This is a genomic window from Streptomyces sp. NEAU-sy36 (assembly GCF_013423905.1).
Classification (GTDB): Bacteria; Actinomycetota; Actinomycetes; order Streptomycetales; family Streptomycetaceae; genus Streptomyces; species Streptomyces misionensis.
Genome location: NZ_CP058977.1, coordinates 4,707,540 through 4,725,110, shown reverse-complemented (window position 1 = coordinate 4,725,110; position 17,571 = coordinate 4,707,540). Strand labels below are relative to the sequence as shown.

Here is a 17,571-nt window from a genome sequence, read left to right as displayed (position 1 = left end):
CGTCCAGGGGGAGCCCATGCGACCGCACGTCGACCAGCGCCATGAGCGGGTGCTCGAACTCGTCCGGGAGCGCGGCAGCCTCCGCGTGGCCGAACTGGCGGCCGAACTCGGCGTCTCCGCCGTCACCTTGCGGCGCGACGTCGAGACCCTGGCCGCCGGGGGCCGGCTGCGGCGGCTGCACGGCGCGGTGGTCTGGCCGGGCGATCACGCCGACGGCACCGCCCCGGCCACCCGTGACCGGCCGCCCGAGCGGGCCGAGGGCGCGGTGATCGGCATGATCGTGCCGACCACCGTCTCCCTCTTCACCGACATCGTCGCCGGCGCCCGCGAGGCCGTCGCGGCCCACGGTGGCCGCCTGGTGCTCGGGGTCTCCGGCTACGTCGACACCGAGGACTCGCTCCAGGCGGAACACCTGATCGCGGGCGGCGCCCAGGGGCTGCTGGTGGCGCCCGGCTGGTTCGGCGGCGTCCCCGCGGCCGGACGGGAGAAGTGGCTCACCGAGTGTGGAGTGCCCGTCGTCCTGGTCGAGCGCTCCGCCCCGCCCGGCAGCCCCGCGGCCGACCTGGACCGGGTGCGCACCGACCGCGCCCACGGCGCCGCCGTCGCCGTCGGCCACTTCGCCGACCTGGGCCACCGCCGGATCACCGCCGTTCTCCAGGAAGGCCCGCACGCCGCGCAGATCGGCGCCGGGTTCCAGGCCGCCGTCCGCGCCCGCGGCCTGGAGGCCCACCAGGGCGCCCCGACGGTGCGCGCGCACGGCGACTACGACACCAGCGTGGACTACCTGGTCGAGGCGGTCCGCGCCCACGGGATCACCGCCGCCCTGGTGCACAGCGACGAGGACGCCATCGTGCTCGTGCCCCGCCTCCAGGCGCACGGCGTGCGCGTGCCCGACGACCTCGCCCTCATCACCTACGACGACCAGGTCGCCGCGCTCGCCGACGTGCCGCTGACCGCCGTCGCCCCGCCCAGGCGCTCGGTCGGCGAACACGCCACCGGCATCCTGCTGCGCCGCATCGCCGAGCGCGCCGGCCGGCAGCTGCCGGGCCCGCGCCAACACCTCGACCTGCTGCCGGAGTTGCGCATCCGCACCTCCTGCGGCGCCCGGGGCGCGGCCGCCGACGCGTCCTGAGCGGCGGCACCGGACCGGTCCGTGCCCACGCGTCCGCGGGCGTGCAGGAGTCCAGCCAGTCGGTGATCTCGCCGGTGTGCTCGCCGAGACGGGGCGGCCGGCGGTCGTAACGGGCCGGGGTACCGGAGAGGTTGATCGGGTTGGCGACGAGGTCCAGGGCGTCGCCGTCGCCGTCGGCCACCGGCACCCGGGGCGACAGACCGAGCCGCTCGGCGAGCGCGAACGCCTGGCCGAGGTCGTTGACCGGGCCACAGGGGACACCGAGCGGAGTGAGGTGCCCGAACCACTCCTCCGCCGTGCGGGCCGCCAGCAACTCGCCGAGAATGCCGGCCAGTTCGTCCACATGGGTCACCCGGTCGGCGTTGCCGGCGAAGCGCGGGTCGGCGGCCAGCTCCGGCACGCCGAGGCCGCGGCAGAGCGCCGCGAACTGGCGGTCGTTGCCGACGGCGATCACCAGCGGCTGGTCCTTGGCCCGGAACACCTCGTACGGCGCAATGGACGGGTGCCGGTTGCCCAGGATGCCCGGCACCCGGTCGGCCAGGGTGTACCCGGCGGACTGGTTGACCAGGCTCGACAGCAGGGTGGAGAGCAGATCGACCTCGATGCGCTGCCCCTCGCCGGTCGTGTCCCGGTGCCGCAGCGCGGCCAGCACACCGACCGCCGCGTGCAGCCCGGTGAGCACGTCCACCAGCGCCACTCCGGTCTTCACCGGCTCCCCGGGCGCCGGCCCGGTGACGCTCATCAGTCCGCCCACGGCCTGGATCAGCAGGTCGTACCCGGGCAGCGCGGCCCCCGGCCCGGAGCCGAAGCCGGTGATCGAGCAGTAGACGATCCCGGGGTTCCCGGCCCGCACGTCCTCGTAGCCGAGCCCGTACTTCCCCAGCGTCCCCGGCCGGAAGTTCTCGAACAGCACATCGGCGCGGCGCGCCAGTTCACCGGCGCGACGCCGGTCGTCCGCGTCGCGCAGATCGAGCGCGACGGAGCGCTTGTTGCGGTTGACGGAGAGGAAGTAGGCGGCCTCGCCGTGCGCGTACGGAGGACCCCAGGCGCGGGTGTCGTCGCCGCCCTCCGGGTGCTCGACCTTGATGACGTCCGCGCCCAGGTCGGCCAGGAGCATGGTGGCGTACGGCGCGGCCAGCACGCGCCCGAAGTCGGCGACGAGGACGCCGCTCAGCGGCAGCGGGACGGAAGCGGTCACGATGTCCTCCTGTCGGAGCCACGCAGGTGCACGGTGGTGGTGCGGGACGAGAACTCGCGCGCGGCGCGGCCCTGTTCGCCCGGACCGTACGCGCTCCGACGGCCGCACGCCCTGGTCTCCCGGGTGCGGCGGCCGACCGAGGCCGACATTGTGCGGGCCGCCGGCCCCCGGGCGCACTGGACGCGATGGCGCCCCGGTGGGGGGCCGGACACTCCGATCCGTCCATGGCGCGGAGCCCCGAGCGGTGCTAGGTTCCGGGCTCCGCGCGCCCCGGAGGTCTCCGGCAGGGTGTCGCCAAAGCGCCAAAGCGCCAAAGCGCCAAAGCGCCAAAGCGCCACGTCGCCGGGTCGCCGGGTCGCCGGGTCATCAGGGAACGAGGGCGCCAGGACGGAAGGCGCGAAGGCGTCAAGGCGCCAGGGAGAGCGCCGTCGTCGCACCACCCTCCCGGCCGGCACGGGAGTGCCGAGCCCCGACCGGTGGAAGCCGATCATGCGGGCGTAACCTTTCTGCGCCTACCGGCACCCGTACCCGACCACGCCCGAGGAGACCCGTATGCCCGACGCCCGCCCCCGCCTTCTCTACGTCACCGACCTGGCGTACCAGGCCCGCGGGCGCCGCTACTGCGACGAGGACATCCTGCTCACCTCCCGGCTGCGCGCCCACTTCGACCTGGCCCTGTGCCATCCGCTGGACGCGGTGGCGCTGATGGACGGATACGACGCGGTCGTGGTGCGCAACAGCGGGCCCGTGCTCGGCTACCAGCAGGCGTACGACGCCTTCCGCGCGCGGGCGCTGGAGCGCGGGACCCCGGTGTACAACCCGCTCACCGGCAAGGCGGACATGGCCGGCAAGCGGTATCTGCTCGACCTGACCGACGCCGGGTACCCCGTGATCCCGACCGTCGGCCGGGCCGCGGACCTGGACCGGCTGCCGGCCGTCGACCGCTACGTCTGCAAGCCCCGGACCGGCGCGGACTCCCTCGGCCTGCGGATCGTCCCCGCCGGCCGGGTCGCCGCCTTCGCCGGGGACGACATGCTGATACAGCCCTACGTCGACTTCGACCACGAGATCTCCTTCTACTTCGTGGACGACGACTTCCAGTACGCCCTGTACGCCCCCGACCCGCGCCGCCGCTGGGAGCTGAAGCCGTACGCGGCGACCGCCGCGGACCTGGAGTTCGCCCGGCGCTTCGTCGACTGGAACGACCTCGGCCACGGCATCCAGCGCGTCGACGCCTGCCGCGCCCCGGACGGCGCCCTGCTGCTGGTCGAGCTGGAGGACCTGAACCCCTATCTGTCGCTGGACGCGCTGCCGGAGGGGGACAGGGACGCCTTCGTCGGCGCGGTCACGGCGTCCCTCAGCCGGTTCGTCCGGGGAGCGGTCGGCCCAGCCTGACGGTGATCCGCTGGCTCACGCCTGCCGTGCCCCTGAGGTCGCCGAAGGTGAGCGTGAGGGAGCGGCGTCGTGCCGCCGGGGAAGACGATCAACAGGGAAGACCGAGATGATCGTCTGATCGTTTTATGTACGGAAGACGGCCCACGCGGGCGGCCGGGGCGGTCGGCGGAGGGGGCGGCGGATCGGTGGGCCGATCGAAGCCGGGCGATTGGGGGACGGCGCGCGGGGAACCTTCCTGCGCGGGAACATCGGTGTACGGGGACCGACCGGCGGTGGACGGAGCGGAGCGGCATGACGCGGGCAGACGTTTTCCTTGGGCGGCTCGACCCCGACATGTGCGTGGTCACGGCCGCGGCCGGCGGCGAGCGGGCGGGCTGCCTGGTCGGCTTCGCCGCGCAGTGCTCCATCCAGCCGCCCCGGCTCGCCGTGTGGCTGTCCAAGGCCAATCGCACCTACCGCGTCGCCCGCGCGGCACAGTGCCTCGCCGTCCACCTGCTCACCCGCGACCAGCGCGCCCTCGCGGAGCTCTTCGGCGGCCGCACGGGCGATGACACCGACAAGTTCGCCGGGCTGGACCTGGTGCGGGTGCCCGGCGGCGCCGTGGTCCTCGCGGACGCGGCGGCCTGGTGCGTCGGCACCATCCTGCACCGCGTCGACGGCGGTGACCACGTCGGCTTCGTCCTCGACCCCCTGGAGTGGGGAGAGGGGCGCTCGGGCCCGCTGCTGCGGCTGTCCGACGCGATCGGCATCGAGGCAGGCCACCCCGCGGACTGACCCCGCCCCGACGGCACCGCGGAACTCACGGTTTGTGGGTTGCCCAGAGCAGCTCCGCCGGCCAGCGGCGCGCCCAGTCGGGTGGATCGGTCTCGTTGTAGCCGTTGGGTGTTCCGGGTGCGGGCCGCGGCTCGATGAGGTCGTCGATGACGAGACCCGCACCGCGCAGGACCCTGACCCAGTCGCCGTAGGTGAGCTGATAGCTGGTCGCGCCGTCGTCCTCGGCGATGGTGTCCAGCCCGAAGTAGTCCTGCGTGAGGGTCGTGGTCACGCGGCCGGCGGCCTCGTCGTAGCAGGCTTCGAACCAGGGACTGGCGACGTTGAACACCAGGCGCCCGCCTCGGCGCAGGACGCGTGCGGCCTGTGGGACGGCCAGGTGCGGGGACGCCCAGCTGAGCCCGCCGAAGTCGCAGAACACCAGGTCGAAGCTGTCGGCGGCGAAGGGGAGTTGTTCGGCGGCGCCTTGCACCAGCGGGTAGCGGGCCGCTCCCATCGCGGCGGCGGCCGCGGCGAGTTGGGCCTCGGACAGGTCGAACCCCACCACGGCGGCGCCCTCGGCGGCGAGCGCCCTGGACCACTGTCCGGCACCGCAGCCGAGTTCGAGGACGCGCTTGCCGGTGACGTCGCCCAGGGCGTGCAGCTGCGCGTCGGGGATGGAGTACATGCCCCACAGCCGGGGTGTGGCGCCGATGCGCGGGTCGTGCTCGTGCTGGTAGGTGCCGCTGATCCGGTTCCAGAACCGCCGGTTGGCGGGGATGCTGTCCACGCGCCGACTCCAGCACCGTCTGCCGGGGGCGGTCAACCCGATAAGGGCACTGGCGGGTCCTCGCTCCGGTCCGGTCCTGCCTCGGCCCGTGATCCGCGGGGCCGGCACTCGTGCCTCTCGTTCGGCTCGGGCCGGGCCTGTCCGAACGAAAGACCCTAGGGCCTCTCGTCTGGATCATGCCGGGCTCGCGGGGTCTGGCACGCACATCTGCGGCGTTGTCGTCGGTCGCCAACGCTCCGCGTTGACTCCCTCCTCCGCCTTGCATCTGCACGCACCAGACCCCGCTCCCTGATCCGGCATGATCCAAACGAAAGACCCTAGCCGTTCGGGGCCTCCCAGCTTCCCGTGTCCGCCGCGTCGACCGGCTCCTCGGTGCGGTCGTCGGCGCGCGCGGGCATCCGGATGTCCAGCACGCACACGTCGTCGCGCCGCTCGTCCGCGACCATGGCGGCGAGCAGCGCGTCCAGGGAGTCCCCGCCGCCGTCGCCCTGGGCCCGCGCCGCCTCGGCCAGCCGGGCCAGCCCCACGTCCAGGCCCTCGCCGGGTCGCTCGATGAGGCCGTCGGTGTACAGCAGCAGCCGGTCCCCGGGGGCGAGGCGCAGCTGCGCCGAATCGTACGAGGGACGGGCGCTGGCGCCGAGCAGCATGCCGACGGGGCGGTCGAGGTAGCGCACCTCGCCGTCGCGCACCAGCAGCGGCGGCGGGTGCCCGGCCTGCGCCCAGGTCAGCAGCTGCTGGTCGGGCTCGTAGCGGGCCATGATCATGGTGGCGGTGCGCCGGCCGTCCCGGGAGTGCAGCAGCAGCTGGTTGAGCCGGGCCAGGGCGACGGTGAGGGAGGTGCCGGTGCTGACCATCCCCTTGGCGGTGAACCGAAGCTGGGCCATGGTGGCCACCGCGTCGATGCCGTGGCCCGCGACGTCGCCGACCACGAACAGCGCGTCCATGTCCTGCAGTTCGATGGCGCTGAACCAGTCGCCGCCGACGTGGATGCCGGCCTGTGCGGGCAGATAGGCGACCTCGACGCGCAGCCCGGCCAGCCGCACCGGCTTGCTGGGCAGCGGCAGCAGGGCGTGCTGGAGCCGGGCGGCCAGCGCCCGTTCGGCCTGGAGCACCCCGCGCTGGAGCAGCATCGTGCGCTCGCTCTTGACGAGGGCGAGTTCCGCGCTGCGCTGTGCGGTGAGGTCCTGGACGAAGCCGTGCACCTCGGCCGGGGTGCCGTCCGGCTCGGTGACGGCCTCGGCCACCAGCCGCAGATGCCGTACCCCCTCGGGCGCCTCGACCCGGAACGGAGCGTCGAAGGCCCGGCCGCGGCGGACCAGGCCGGTGATCGCGGCGGTCAGCTGGTCCGCGTCCTGGGGCAGGGCCAGTCCGGGCAGCTCCGCCAGTTCCAGCGGCCCGCGCGCGGGGTCGCGGCCCAGGACGGCGTAGGCCTGCGCGGACCAGGAGATCTCCCCGGTGACCAGGTTCCAGTTCGCCCAGCCGAGGTTGCCGAGCCGCTGCACGTCGGCCAGCCGCTGCTCCTGCCGCTCCGTCGGGTCGTACCGCAGCCAGGACACCAGCAGCCCCTCGCCCAGCGGGGCGGCCCGCACCGAGTAGGTGGCGGTCACGGCCACCCCGCCGGACACGTCCTGGTAGGCGAACGGCTCGCCCTCGAACGGCACCCCCGTCTCCAGGGCCGTCAGATAGCCCCGCCACAGCGGTTCGCCCGCGACGGACGGGTAGCTCTCCAGGATGCGCCGGCCGACCATGTCGCGTCCGGTGCGGCCGAACACGTCGACGGTCCGCGGCGCGGCGGCGTCGATGCGGTAGTCCTCCACCTCGCCCGCGGGGCCGCGCAGCGGGGTGAGCAGGACCGCGGCACCCGGCAGCGCCTCGAAGACCGCCTGCACGGCCGCGGTGAGACCGAGTTCGCCGGGGGCCTCCCGCGGGGCGTCCAGGGCGCGGAGGCGGCCGGCGCACAACCGGGCGGTGGCGCGCAGCAGTTCGCGCTCGCGCGGCTCGAACGGCTGGTCGTGCCGACGCAGCACCCCGAGGGCGACCCGGCCGGCACCCCCGGCCGGCACCGGCAGCCAGGCCCGGGTCGGCCACCGCTCGGGCGGGCTGCCGCTGAGCAGGTACCGGCCGCGGTCGGCGGGCAGGTCCTCCAGCCAGAGGGGCTCGCCCGTCGCCAGCACCTCGAAGGCGGGCACCCCGGTCAGCGGGGGCACATGCCGCCACTGGGCGGCGAACCGGGGGTCGGCGCCCGCGTGCCCGATCAGTTCGATCCCGCCCTCGGCCTGCCGCTCGTAGAGGAGTACGGCGTCGGCCCGCACCTCGGCCGCCAGCTGGTCCAGGAGGCGCCCGGCCAGTTCCTGCGGGGAACCGACGCGCACCAGGTCCCGGCCCATCCTGCTCAGCGCCTCGGCGAGGTCCGGGGCACCGGCGGGCGGGGTCTCGCGAGGGGGCGGGGACGCGGCCGGGGGGTCCGCCTCCTCCTTGGACGGCGGGAGCGAGCCCAGGGCGAGCCAGCACTCCTCGACGAGGGTGCGCCCGCTGTCCCGGGCACGGCGCCGCAGCTCGTCGTGGGCGGCGTCCGGGGTACAGCCGGTGAGCGCCATCAGGGCGCCCTTGGCCCGTTCCAGCACCGCCGCCGTCGCGGCGCGGTCCCGCAGCCGCTCCAGCTCCGCGCGCTGCCGGGCCACGACCCTGGCCAGCGCGGCGCTGTCGGCGCCGGTGCCGGGGTCGCCCATCGGGGGAACGGACTCGCTCGTCACGCGACGAGCATCGCACATTCGGCCCCCTTCGATCACCGGTGTGGAGGAGCGGAGCGGCGGGGAGGCCCCCGCCCGTGCGTCAGGCCGGGTGGCCGCCGCGGCGCGCCAGGGCCTCGGTGACCGCGCGGACGCTGCGGGCGATGTGCTGGAGCTGGAGCACTTCGGCCGCGTACAGCTTGATCGTGTGCTCGATGACCGACTCGGGCAGCCCGAGCACCGGGAGTTCGGCCCGCGCCGTCTGGAGGGCGGTGCGGGCCACCCGGATCTCCTGCTGCACCTGGAGCTGCGCGTGCCGGGCGAGGAGCACCGGGTGGCGGATCAGGGCCGGATAGCTCGCGTAGCGCGCGGGGACCAGCTCGCGCAGCCACCTGGCGGCCGAGCGCTCCCAGTCGTACGAACCCGGGGTCTTGACCTGGCAGGGCCAGTCGGGGCTGATGCGCGTGCTGGTGAGGGTCATGGTCACTTCCGGTCTGCGCGTCGTGAGGGTGGTCCGACGAGGGCGGGCGGCCCCGGTCCAGGGGATGACCGGGGCCGCCCCGGGTGCGGCGCAGGGACGCCGCACCACCGGACATCCCGCCGCCGGCCTGGGTAGGTGGCGGCCGGCCCCGGGGTGTCCGCGCGGGTGCCCCGGGCGAGTATTTATATATACCGATCACTTTGCAAGACGTATGAAAACATTCATGCGCGATATGGGGTGAAAGATCCCGCTGCGGGTGGGGGGTGACCGCAAGATCTTCACGGATGAGGCCCACCGTTGAAGAGAGAACGGCGGCGTGGCGGCGGGGGAGCGGCGGACTCAGTCCCTGACGAAGAACTGGTGCTGCTCGGAGATCTGCTCGTACTTCTCCAGCCGGGCCTGAGTGCGCTCCGGGTCGGCGTCGGTCATGGCCTGCAGCAGCGCGGCGGCCATCACCCCCGGCGCGGCGTAGGAGTCGAACACCAGCCGGGAGCCGGTGCCGGTGGCGAAGGTGACGTCGGCCTCGTCGGCCAGCGGTCCGAGCGCGAGATCGGTGATCAGGGCAACCTTCAGACCGGCGTCGTGCGCCACCCGGACGGCCTGGAGGGTCTCGTGCGAGTGCCGGGGCATCGCGAACGCCAGCACCCAGCTGCCGCCGGCCTCACGGGACTGGAGCAGCGCGTCGTAGGCCACGCTGCCGCCCCGGGTGACCAGCCGTACATCGGGGTGGATACGGCGCGCCGCGTACCCGAAGTACTCGGCCAGCGACTCCGAGATGCGCAGGCCCAGCACGGTCAGCGGGGTGGAGCGGGACAGCTCCCGGCCGACGTGGATCACCCGGTCCGGGTCCGCGAAGTCGCGCCGCAGGTTCTCCAGGTTCCGGATCTCGGCGTCCACGGCGGCCTGGAGCTCGTTGGCTCGGTTCGGGTCGCCGGGGCCGCCGGCCAGGGTCTGCAGCGCGATCGACTGCAACCGCTCGCGCAGCGCGGGATAGCCGCTGAAGCCGACCGCACCGGCGAACCGGGTGACGGACGGCTGGCTGACCCCCACCCGGTCCGCCAGCTCGGTGATGGACAGGAACGCGGCCTCGGTGATGTGCTCGATCAGGTACTGGGCGATCCGGCGCTGGCCGGGGGACAGCCGGGGACCGTCGAACAGCTCCCTGAGCCGGGAGGTAGGGGCGGCCTCGGCCTGCGGTGCGGTCTTGCCAGAAGTGATCGCCGACGCCTGTGCGCGGGCCTGCTGCGGCGAGGGCACCGGTCCGTCTCCTTTGTCTGCCACGAGCACTCAACATAGCTCACCCAAGGCCGTGACCAGCGGGTTGACCAGCGGCCTCAGCCCGGCGACGACGACGGCGGCGGCAGGACGTCCGCCGGGACCAGCAGGTCCGCCCGGCCGCGGGTCGTCGCCACCAGATCGGCGTTGCGCTGGTCCGTGCTCAGCACCCAGGCGAGCGCCGCCGCGTGGTCCTTGCCGAACCGCTCGTGCCGGGCGACCAGTCGGCTGACCCGCTCCTGTTCGGGCAGCTCGCAGAACCACACCTCGTCCAGGCACGGCCGCACCCGCGCCCACGAACCCTCCTCCAGCAGAAGGTAGTTGCCCTCGGTCACCACCAGCCGGGCGCTCGGCGGCACCGGGATCGCCCCCGCCAGCGGCTGCTCCAGGACCCGCTCGAACCCGGGCGCGTACACCACCTCGTCGCCGTCCTCGCGCAGCCGGCGCAGCAGCGCCGCGTACCCGGCCGCGTCGAAGGTGTCCGGGGCGCCCTTGCGGTCCCGGCGGCCCAGCCGGTCGAGTTCGGCGTCCGCCAGGTGGAAGCCGTCCATGGGGACGTGGGCGACCCACGGGGGGCCGCCGGCGTTCAGGGCGCGCACCAGCCCCTCGGCCAGCGTGGACTTGCCCGCTCCCGGGCCGCCCGCGATGCCGAGCACGGCGCGCCGGCCCGCCCGGGGGAGTGCGCGGGCGCGTGCGAGGAGGTCGTCGAAGGTCGGTGGCACGACAGCAGAGTCTGTCACTTCGGGCCGCGGGAACATGTGGCGTGCGCCACTCACTGGACCGCCGCTCACGGGGAACAGTGCTCGGTATGACTCAGCTCGGTCTGCCCGACGACATCCAGGCCTGTCTCTTCGATCTCGACGGGGTCGTCACCAAGACGGCCGTCGTGCACGCGGCCGCGTGGAAGGAGACGTTCGACGCGTTCCTGCGCTCCCAGGGGGGCGAGCAGGCACGGCCGTTCGACGCGGTCGCCGACTACGACGAGTACGTCGACGGCCGGCCGCGCGCCGACGGGGTGCGCGCCTTCCTGGACTCCCGCGGCATCCGGCTGCCGGAAGGCACCCCGGACGACCCGCCGGACGCCCTGACCGTGCACGGCCTCGGAAACCGCAAGAACGAGCTGCTCCTCGCAAAGATCCGGACCGGCGGCGTCGAGGCGTACGAGGACACCCTGCGCTACCTGGCGGCGGTCCGCACCGAGGGGCTGCGCACCGCGATCGTCTCCTCCAGCGCCAACTGCCGTGACGTACTGCGGTCGGTGGGCGCCGAGCACTACTTCGACGTACGGATCGACGGCGTGGTGGCCGCCGAGCGGAACCTGCCGGGCAAACCGCACCCCGACACCTTCCTCGCCGCCGCCCGCGACCTCGGCGTCGAACCGTCCCGGGCGGCCGTGTTCGAGGACGCGCTGGCCGGCATGGACGCGGGCCGCGCGGGCGGCTTCGGATACGTCGTCGGCGTCGACCGGGTCGGCCAGCGCGACGCGCTCTACGCGCACGGCGCGAGCGTCGTCGTCGAGGACCTCGCCGAACTGGGGGACGAGCGGTGATCACGCAGGGTTCGTACGCCGTCGAGCCGTGGGCCGTCCGGGAGACCGCGCTCGACCTCGACGTGCTCGCGCAGAGCGAGTCCGTCTTCGCGCTCTCCAACGGCCACGTCGGCTGGCGCGGCAACCTCGACGAGGGGGAACCGCACGGCCTGCCCGGCACCTACCTCAACGGCGTCCACGAGGTGCACCCGCTGCCGTACGCGGAGGCCGGGTACGGCTATCCGGAGTCGGGGCAGACCGTCATCAACGTCACCAACGGCAAGATCCTGCGGCTGCTGGTCGACGACGAGCCGTTCGACCTGCGCTACGGCCGGCTCGTCGCCCACGAGCGGGTGCTGGACCTGCGCCGCGGAGTGCTGGAGCGGACCTGCGAGTGGACCTCGCCGGCCGGCTCCACGGTCCGGGTCCGCTCGACCCGGCTGGTCTCGCTCACCCAGCGCGCGGTGGCCGCCGTCGCCTACGAGGTGGAGGCCGTCGACTGCCGTACCCGGGTGGTGATCCAGTCCGAACTGGTCGCCAACGAGAGCCTGCCCGGCGGCGACGGCGACCCGCGCGCCGCGATGGCGCTCCAGTCGCCCCTGGAACAGGAGGACCACCTCGCCGCGGGCGAGCGGCTGCGCCTGGTGCACCGCACCCGGCGCAGCGGCCTGCGGGTCGCGGTGGCCGCCGACCACTTGGTCAGCGGGCCCGAACGCACCACCACCCGCAGCGAGAGCGGCACCGACCTGGCCCGGCTGACCGTGACCTCGGTGCTGGAGCCCGGGCAGACGCTGCGGGTCGAGAAGCTGGTCGCCCACGGCTGGTCGGCCACCCGCTCGCTGCCCGCCATGGCCGACCAGGTCGACGCCGCGCTCGCGGCCGCCGCCCACGACGGCTGGCCCGGCCTGCTCGCCGACCAGCGGGCCTGCCTGGACGACTTCTGGGCGCGCGCCGACGTCGAGGTGACCGGGGACGAGGAGATCCAGCAGGCCGTACGGTTCGCCCTGTTCCACGTCCTCCAGGCGGGGGCCCGCGCCGAGCGGCGCGCCATCCCCGCGAAGGGGCTGACGGGCTCCGGCTACGACGGGCACGCCTTCTGGGACACCGAGATGTTCGTGCTGCCCCTGCTCACCCACACCGCGCCCGCCGCCGTCGCCGAGGCGCTGCGCTGGCGGTACGGCACCCTGGACGAGGCCCGCGAGCGCGCGGCGCAACTGGGGCTGGCCGGGGCCGCGTTCCCCTGGCGGACCATCGCGGGACCGGAGGGCTCGGCGTACTGGCCCGCCGGCACCGCCGCCTTCCATGTGAACGCCGACATCGCCGACGCCGTCGTCCGCTACGTCGAGGCCACCGGCGACACCGACTTCGAACGCGAGGCCGGGGTCGAACTCCTCGTGGAGACCGCCCGGCTGTGGCGCTCGCTCGGCCACCACGACGTGCACGGCGTCTTCCACCTCGACGGCGTCACCGGCCCCGACGAGTACAGCGCGGTCGCCGACGACAACACCTACACCAACCTGATGGCCCGGCAGAACCTGCTGGCCGCCGTCGACGCCGTCGAACGCCACCCGCGCGAGGCCGCCCGGCTCGGGGTGGACGAGGAGGAGAGCGCGGCCTGGCGGGACGCGGCCGCGGCGATGCACGTCCCCTACAACGCCGAACTCGGCGTCCACGAACAGCATGCCGGGTTCACCCGCTACCAGCGCTGGGACTTCGACGCCACCCGCGCCGACCAGTACCCGCTGCTGCTGCACTTCCCCTACTTCGACCTCTACCGCAAGCAGGTCGTCAAACAGGCCGACCTGGTGCTGGCCCTGTACACCTGCGACGGGTACTTCGCCGAACGCTGCGACGAGGAGCAGATCGCCCGCGACTTCGCCTACTACGAGCCGCTGACCGTGCGCGACTCCTCCCTGTCCGCCTGCTGCCAGGCCGTCGTCGCCGCCCGCACGGGCCACCTCGACCTCGCCTACGCCTACACGGCCGAGGCGGCCCTGATGGACCTGCACGACCTGGAGCACAACACCCGCGACGGGCTGCACATCGCCTCGCTCGCCGGCACCTGGATGGCCCTGGTGGCGGGCTTCGGCGGCATGCGCCGCGACGGCGAACGGCTGCGGTTCGCGCCCCGGCTGCCCGAACGCCTGGCCCGGCTCGCCTTCCACGTGCAGTTCCGCGGACGCCGGCTGCGGGTGGAGATCGACGCCGACAAGACCACCTACGCCCTCCTCGACGGGCCGCCCCTGACCCTCCACCACCACGGCGAGCCGCTCACCGTGACCACGAGCGAGCCCGCGGTCCGGGCCGTCCCCCCGGCCGTCCGCCGCCCCGCGCCCCAGCAGCCGCGACACCGGGCGCCGCACGGGGAGTGAGGGAACGGGCGGTGTCACCCGGGCCGCTGATCGGCCGGGGCGACACCGCTCAGCCGGGGTCGCCCCCGCCCTGCGCGAGCAGCTCGCGCAGGGCCCGCTCCTCCTCGTGGCTCAGACCGGTCACGAACTGCTGGAGGGCGGCGATCGGGTCGGGGCCCCGGTCCAGGGCCCGGCGCATGGCCTCGGCGGTCAGCTCGGCCGCGTTCTTCGACGGGCGGTACGCGCCGCGCCGCCCGTCCGCGTCCCGCAGCACCAGCCCCTTGTCGTACAGCCGTTTGAGGATGGTGTGCACGGTGTTGTACGCCAGACCGCCGATCTCGGTCTGGATCTCCGCCGGCGTGAGCGGCCGATCGGTGGCCCACAGGGCGGCCAGCACCTCACTCTCCAGCTCACCGGCGCTGCGCCGTTCCGCCCTAGCCATGCCCCAACCTTACAGCGCGTAGGGGCCGGGTCCGCGGGCCGTGCCCGCCTGCCCACCAACCGGGCGGAAGTGGGCGGGTCGCCCCCGATCCGCGGCGGCTCCGTGATGTGGTGGTCCCCTCCGGTTCTGCCCGCACGGGGCGAAGGGGTGAGGATGACCGGCAGCACGGATGCCGCACTCGCCGGGACGCGGGCCGAGCGCTCCCGGCACCTGACCGGGCGCGGTCCCGGCGTGCGGGCCGCCGTCCCGCTCGCGGCCGTCGCCGCGGCCTTCACCCTGGCCCAACTGCTCCTGGTACGACCCGGCATGGGACTCGGCTGGGACGAGACGGTGTACGTCAGCCAGATCAGCGCGCACGCCCCCGCCGCCTACTTCAGCGCGCCCCGGGCCCGCGGCATCTCCCTGCTCGTCGCACCCGTCACCGCGTGGTCGTCCTCGACGGTCCTGCTGCGCTGCTACCTCGCCGTCCTGTCCGGCCTCGCCCTGTACCTGGCACTGCGCGCCTGGCGCGGACTCTTCCCGGTCCGCGTCCTCGCCCTCGCGGGCGCGCTCTTCGCCTCCCTGTGGATCACCCTCTTCTACGGCCCCCAGGCCATGCCCAACTACTGGGTGGCGATCGGGGCGTTGACGGCGACCGGGCTCTTCCTGCGCGTCGGCGAGCCGCCCGCGAGAACGCCGCCCGCGGGCGCGCCGTCCACGGGCCGCGACCGGGCCGCGCTCCTGGGCCTCGCCGCCGGCACCGCGCTGATGGGCTGGATGCGTCCCGTGGACGCGGTCTGGACCGTACTGCCCCTGCTCGCCGTCGCGCTGGTGCGCCGCTCCTGGAAGCGGTCGGCCGCGCTGCTCGCGGGGCTCGCCGCCGGGGTGGCCGAGTGGGTGATCGAGGCGTACGTCAGCTATGGCGGCCTCTTCCAGCGGCTGCACGAGGGCTCGGCGATCCAGGGCGGGCTCGGCTGGCACGTCGCCGTGACCGACCAACTGCGCAGCCTCGGCGGACGCTCCCTGTGCCGGCCGTGCACGGGCGCCCTGCCCAGCCCGCTCGTCACCGCTTGGTGGTTCGCGCTGCCCCTGCTCGCGCTGCTCGCCCTGGTCCTCGCGGTCCGCGCCCGGCGCCCGGCGGCCACCGCGCTGCCGCTCGCCTGCGCGGCGTCGGCCGCCTTCCCCTACCTCTTCCTCATCGGCTACGCGGCCCCCCGCTTCCTGCTGCCCGCCTACGCCCTGCTGGCGGTCCCGGTCGCCGCCGCGCTGCCGTGGCTCGCGACCGCTCCGCGCGGGCCCTGGCGCCCGGTCGTCCGCACCCTGCTCTGCCTGGGCCTCGCGCTGCACCTCGGCGCCCAACTGAGCGTGCTCATCCACACGGTGCGCGGCACCACCGCCGCCCACCGCGTCTGGTCGCGCACCGCCGCCACCCTGCACCGGGTCGGGGTCCGCGCCCCCTGCCTGGTCACCGGCGACGAGGCACTGCCGGTCGCCTTCTACGCCGGCTGCGCCTCGGCCGCGACCAGCGGACCCAACGCCAACTCGACCACCGACGCCATCGCCCGTACCGCCCGGCGCATCCCGGCGGCCACGCTGGTTCCCGAAGGCGCCCGGCCGCCCGCCTACGCCCGCGACTGGGCCTGGGTCCCGGCCGAGGGGCGGCGGCTGTACTACACGCTGCCGGGCAGCGGTGTGTGACGGCGTCGCCCCGCGGGGTTTCCGGTGCGTCCGGCGAGGTAGGACACGGAGGAGACCGCGTGCCGACGGAGGGGAAGCAGATGACGGGGAACGACACCGCGGGGCTGCCGGACGAGGCGTTCTTCACGCCGGGGGGTTCGTCCTTCACCGAGTTCCTGGCCGCGCACCGGCCGGGCCTGCTGCCCACCGTGTCCCCGCTGCCCGCCGGGACGAGCGCGGCCCCCGGCCGGTTCCCGCACGGCACCACGGTGCTCGCCCTGACGTACGCCGGCGGCGTGCTGATCGCCGGGGACCGCCGGGCCACCATGGGCAACCTGATCGCCCAGCGCGATCTGGAGAAGGTCCACCCCGCCGACGAGCACACCGCCGTCGCCTTCGCCGGCACCGTCGGACTCGCCCTCGACATGGTGCGGCTCTACCAGGTCGAGCTGACCCACTTCGAGAAGATCGAGGGCACGCCGATGACCCTCGCCGCGAAGGCCACGCGTCTCGCGGCCATGATCCGGCAGAACCTCGCCCAGGCCATGCAGGGCCTCGTCGTCGTCCCCCTGCTCGCGGGCTACGACCTGACCGCGCCGGCGGGGGAGGGCGGCCGCATCTTCGCCTACGACGCGGTCGGCGGCCTGTACGAGAAGCGCGGCTTCCACGCGGAGGGCTCCGGATCCCCGTACGCCCGCGGCGCGTTGAAGAAGCTCTACCGGCCGGGCCTGCCGCGCCGCGAGGCCGCGCTCGCCGCGCTGCACGCGCTGTACGACGCCGCCGACGACGACTCGGCCACCGGCGGCCCCGACCTCAACCGCCGTATCTTCCCGATCATCTCGTTCATCACGGAGGACGGCTTCGAGCGGCTGCCGCAGTCGCAGACCGAGGAGCTGAGCCGGGAGATGGTGCGGCAGCGCGCGGGCCGCCCGGACGGGCCGCACGTCGAACCGTAGCTCCCGCGGGGTGACATTCGAACGGCAACGAACAAGCCCCGAACACTTCCTGCTCCGGGCAATGAACGCGCGTAGCCCCGGCGTCTAGATTGCCGTACGGCGGATGAGGCACGGGGGTACGCACGGGCTCGGGGGAGGGCCGCACGCCACCGTCTCCTGGCGACGACAGGGCGACGGCGGCGTGGGCCGAGCCGGCGCCTCGTCCGCCGACACGATGTCCGAGTGCGCACTCCGCCCGCACTTCCAGGCCAGCAAGGAGCGTTCCCGTATGAGACTGACCCGCGCCGCCCTGACCGTCGCGGCCACCGCACTGACCCCGGCACTCCTGCTCAGTGCTCCGGCCTTCGCCGAAGGCACGTCCACCACCACGGCCGTGGCGACGCCCGCGACGGCGGCCACCGACACCCCGGTCGGCGACATGTCGGACGACGACCTCCGGGTCGCCGTCCTGCGCATCCTGGGCACCGCGCAGCAGAACAATCAGAAGGCGGTCGTCCGGGCGGCCACGGCGGCGTTGGACGATGGTTCCCCGGAGGCCCTGCGGGCTTTCCTGGAGACGGGTTACCGGCAGGCCCAGGCGGAGGACGACAGTGTGGCCGTCTTCCGCATCCTGGGTATCGCGCAGCAGAACAATCAGAAGGCGGTCGTCCGGGCGGCCACGGCGGCGTTGGACGATGGTTCCCCGGAGGCCCTGCGGGCTTTCCTGGAGACCGGCTACCGGACGGCTCAGGCCGAGGACGACAGGGTGGCGATCTCCCGCATCCTCGCCGACCCGGCCACCAGCCCGGCCCTCCGCGCGGCGGCGGAGAAGGCCCTGGACGACGGCACGCCGGAGGCGCTGCGCTACTTCCTGGAGCACGGGCGCTACGAGGTGGACGCCTAACTGAT

14 protein-coding genes and 1 pseudogene are annotated in these 17,571 nt (G+C 74.3%); 8 read left to right on the top strand and 7 right to left on the bottom strand.

Annotated elements, in window-relative coordinates:
* Window positions 1-16 precede the first annotated feature (16 nt).
* Window positions 17-1,132: a substrate-binding domain-containing protein gene (locus HZZ00_RS21405; RefSeq protein ID WP_180327948.1), complete on the top strand. Its 1,116-nt coding sequence runs from the start codon at window positions 17-19 to the stop codon at window positions 1,130-1,132.
* Between the two features lie 49 nt (window positions 1,133-1,181).
* On the opposite strand, the pseudogene HZZ00_RS21400 reads toward HZZ00_RS21405, so the two are convergent.
* A pseudogene (locus HZZ00_RS21400) lies at window positions 1,182-2,249 on the bottom strand (CaiB/BaiF CoA transferase family protein); the annotation flags it as partial.
* Window positions 2,250-2,882: 633 nt separating this feature from the next.
* On the opposite strand from HZZ00_RS21400, the gene HZZ00_RS21395 reads away from it, so the two are divergent.
* A complete protein-coding gene (locus tag HZZ00_RS21395; protein WP_180327947.1) occupies window positions 2,883-3,725 on the top strand; it encodes a hypothetical protein in 843 nt (280 codons plus the stop codon).
* A gap of 291 nt (window positions 3,726-4,016) precedes the next feature.
* Window positions 4,017-4,499 (top strand): flavin reductase family protein, encoded by a 483-nt coding sequence (locus tag HZZ00_RS21390; protein ID WP_180327946.1) that lies wholly within the window; start codon window positions 4,017-4,019, stop codon window positions 4,497-4,499.
* Between the two features lie 25 nt (window positions 4,500-4,524).
* Here HZZ00_RS21390 and HZZ00_RS21385 read toward each other — a convergent pair whose 3' ends face one another.
* The 5 genes from HZZ00_RS21385 to HZZ00_RS21365 all read right to left on the bottom strand — a co-directional run bounded on the left by HZZ00_RS21385 (window position 4,525) and on the right by HZZ00_RS21365 (window position 10,472).
* Window positions 4,525-5,265 carry a class I SAM-dependent methyltransferase gene (locus HZZ00_RS21385; RefSeq protein ID WP_180327945.1) on the bottom strand — a complete coding sequence of 247 codons (741 nt, stop codon included), beginning with the start codon at window positions 5,263-5,265 and terminating at the stop codon, window positions 4,525-4,527.
* 317 nt (window positions 5,266-5,582) lie between these two features.
* Window positions 5,583-7,994, bottom strand: a complete 2,412-nt coding sequence (locus HZZ00_RS21380) for a SpoIIE family protein phosphatase (RefSeq protein ID WP_257585985.1) — start codon at window positions 7,992-7,994, stop codon at window positions 5,583-5,585.
* Window positions 7,995-8,097: 103 nt separating this feature from the next.
* On the bottom strand, window positions 8,098-8,475 hold the full coding sequence (locus HZZ00_RS21375) for a hypothetical protein (protein WP_107409236.1): 378 nt from the start codon (window positions 8,473-8,475) through the stop codon (window positions 8,098-8,100).
* A gap of 339 nt (window positions 8,476-8,814) precedes the next feature.
* Window positions 8,815-9,732, bottom strand: coding sequence for a MurR/RpiR family transcriptional regulator (locus tag HZZ00_RS21370; RefSeq protein WP_180333646.1), 918 nt, complete (start codon window positions 9,730-9,732; stop codon window positions 8,815-8,817).
* 77 nt (window positions 9,733-9,809) lie between these two features.
* Window positions 9,810-10,472 (bottom strand): nucleoside/nucleotide kinase family protein, encoded by a 663-nt coding sequence (locus tag HZZ00_RS21365; protein WP_180327943.1) that lies wholly within the window; start codon window positions 10,470-10,472, stop codon window positions 9,810-9,812.
* An 86-nt stretch (window positions 10,473-10,558) separates the two neighbouring features.
* Here HZZ00_RS21365 and HZZ00_RS21360 point away from each other — a divergent pair, with 86 nt between their 5' ends.
* Together HZZ00_RS21360 and HZZ00_RS21355 are read left to right on the top strand one after the other, a co-directional pair.
* Window positions 10,559-11,299 carry a beta-phosphoglucomutase family hydrolase gene (locus tag HZZ00_RS21360; protein WP_180327942.1) on the top strand — a complete coding sequence of 247 codons (741 nt, stop codon included), beginning with the start codon at window positions 10,559-10,561 and terminating at the stop codon, window positions 11,297-11,299.
* Complete coding sequence (locus HZZ00_RS21355) at window positions 11,296-13,650, top strand: glycoside hydrolase family 65 protein (RefSeq protein ID WP_180327941.1); 2,355 nt, start codon at window positions 11,296-11,298, stop codon at window positions 13,648-13,650. The genes HZZ00_RS21360 and HZZ00_RS21355 overlap by 4 nt, the downstream gene beginning before the upstream one ends.
* A gap of 49 nt (window positions 13,651-13,699) precedes the next feature.
* Here HZZ00_RS21355 and HZZ00_RS21350 read toward each other — a convergent pair whose 3' ends face one another.
* Complete coding sequence (locus tag HZZ00_RS21350; RefSeq protein ID WP_180327940.1) at window positions 13,700-14,071, bottom strand: BlaI/MecI/CopY family transcriptional regulator; 372 nt, start codon at window positions 14,069-14,071, stop codon at window positions 13,700-13,702.
* Between the two features lie 153 nt (window positions 14,072-14,224).
* Here HZZ00_RS21350 and HZZ00_RS21345 point away from each other — a divergent pair, with 153 nt between their 5' ends.
* From HZZ00_RS21345 to HZZ00_RS21335, 3 genes are all read left to right on the top strand, one after another.
* Entirely contained in the window at window positions 14,225-15,748 is a 1,524-nt protein-coding gene (locus tag HZZ00_RS21345) for a hypothetical protein (protein WP_180327939.1), read from the top strand.
* An 80-nt stretch (window positions 15,749-15,828) separates the two neighbouring features.
* Entirely contained in the window at window positions 15,829-16,683 is an 855-nt protein-coding gene (gene prcB, locus HZZ00_RS21340) for a proteasome subunit beta (RefSeq protein ID WP_180333645.1), read from the top strand.
* A gap of 268 nt (window positions 16,684-16,951) precedes the next feature.
* Window positions 16,952-17,566: an ALF repeat-containing protein gene (locus HZZ00_RS21335; protein WP_180327938.1), complete on the top strand. Its 615-nt coding sequence runs from the start codon at window positions 16,952-16,954 to the stop codon at window positions 17,564-17,566.
* Window positions 17,567-17,571: the final 5 nt, after the last annotated feature.

Bases quoted from the DNA above. Each gene is read 5' to 3' on its own strand.
- HZZ00_RS21405 (WP_180327948.1), top strand. From the start codon at position 17: ATGCGACCGCACGTCGACCAGCGCCATGAGCGGGTGCTCGAACTCGTC.
- HZZ00_RS21395 (WP_180327947.1), top strand. From the start codon at position 2,883: ATGCCCGACGCCCGCCCCCGCCTTCTCTACGTCACCGACCTGGCGTAC.
- HZZ00_RS21390 (WP_180327946.1), top strand. From the start codon at position 4,017: ATGACGCGGGCAGACGTTTTCCTTGGGCGGCTCGACCCCGACATGTGC.
- HZZ00_RS21380 (WP_257585985.1), bottom strand. From the start codon at position 7,994: ATGGGCGACCCCGGCACCGGCGCCGACAGCGCCGCGCTGGCCAGGGTC.
- HZZ00_RS21375 (WP_107409236.1), bottom strand. From the start codon at position 8,475: ATGACCCTCACCAGCACGCGCATCAGCCCCGACTGGCCCTGCCAGGTC.
- HZZ00_RS21360 (WP_180327942.1), top strand. From the start codon at position 10,559: ATGACTCAGCTCGGTCTGCCCGACGACATCCAGGCCTGTCTCTTCGAT.
- HZZ00_RS21350 (WP_180327940.1), bottom strand. From the start codon at position 14,071: ATGGCTAGGGCGGAACGGCGCAGCGCCGGTGAGCTGGAGAGTGAGGTG.
- HZZ00_RS21345 (WP_180327939.1), top strand. From the start codon at position 14,225: ATGACCGGCAGCACGGATGCCGCACTCGCCGGGACGCGGGCCGAGCGC.
- prcB (WP_180333645.1), top strand. From the start codon at position 15,829: ATGACGGGGAACGACACCGCGGGGCTGCCGGACGAGGCGTTCTTCACG.
- HZZ00_RS21335 (WP_180327938.1), top strand. From the start codon at position 16,952: ATGAGACTGACCCGCGCCGCCCTGACCGTCGCGGCCACCGCACTGACC.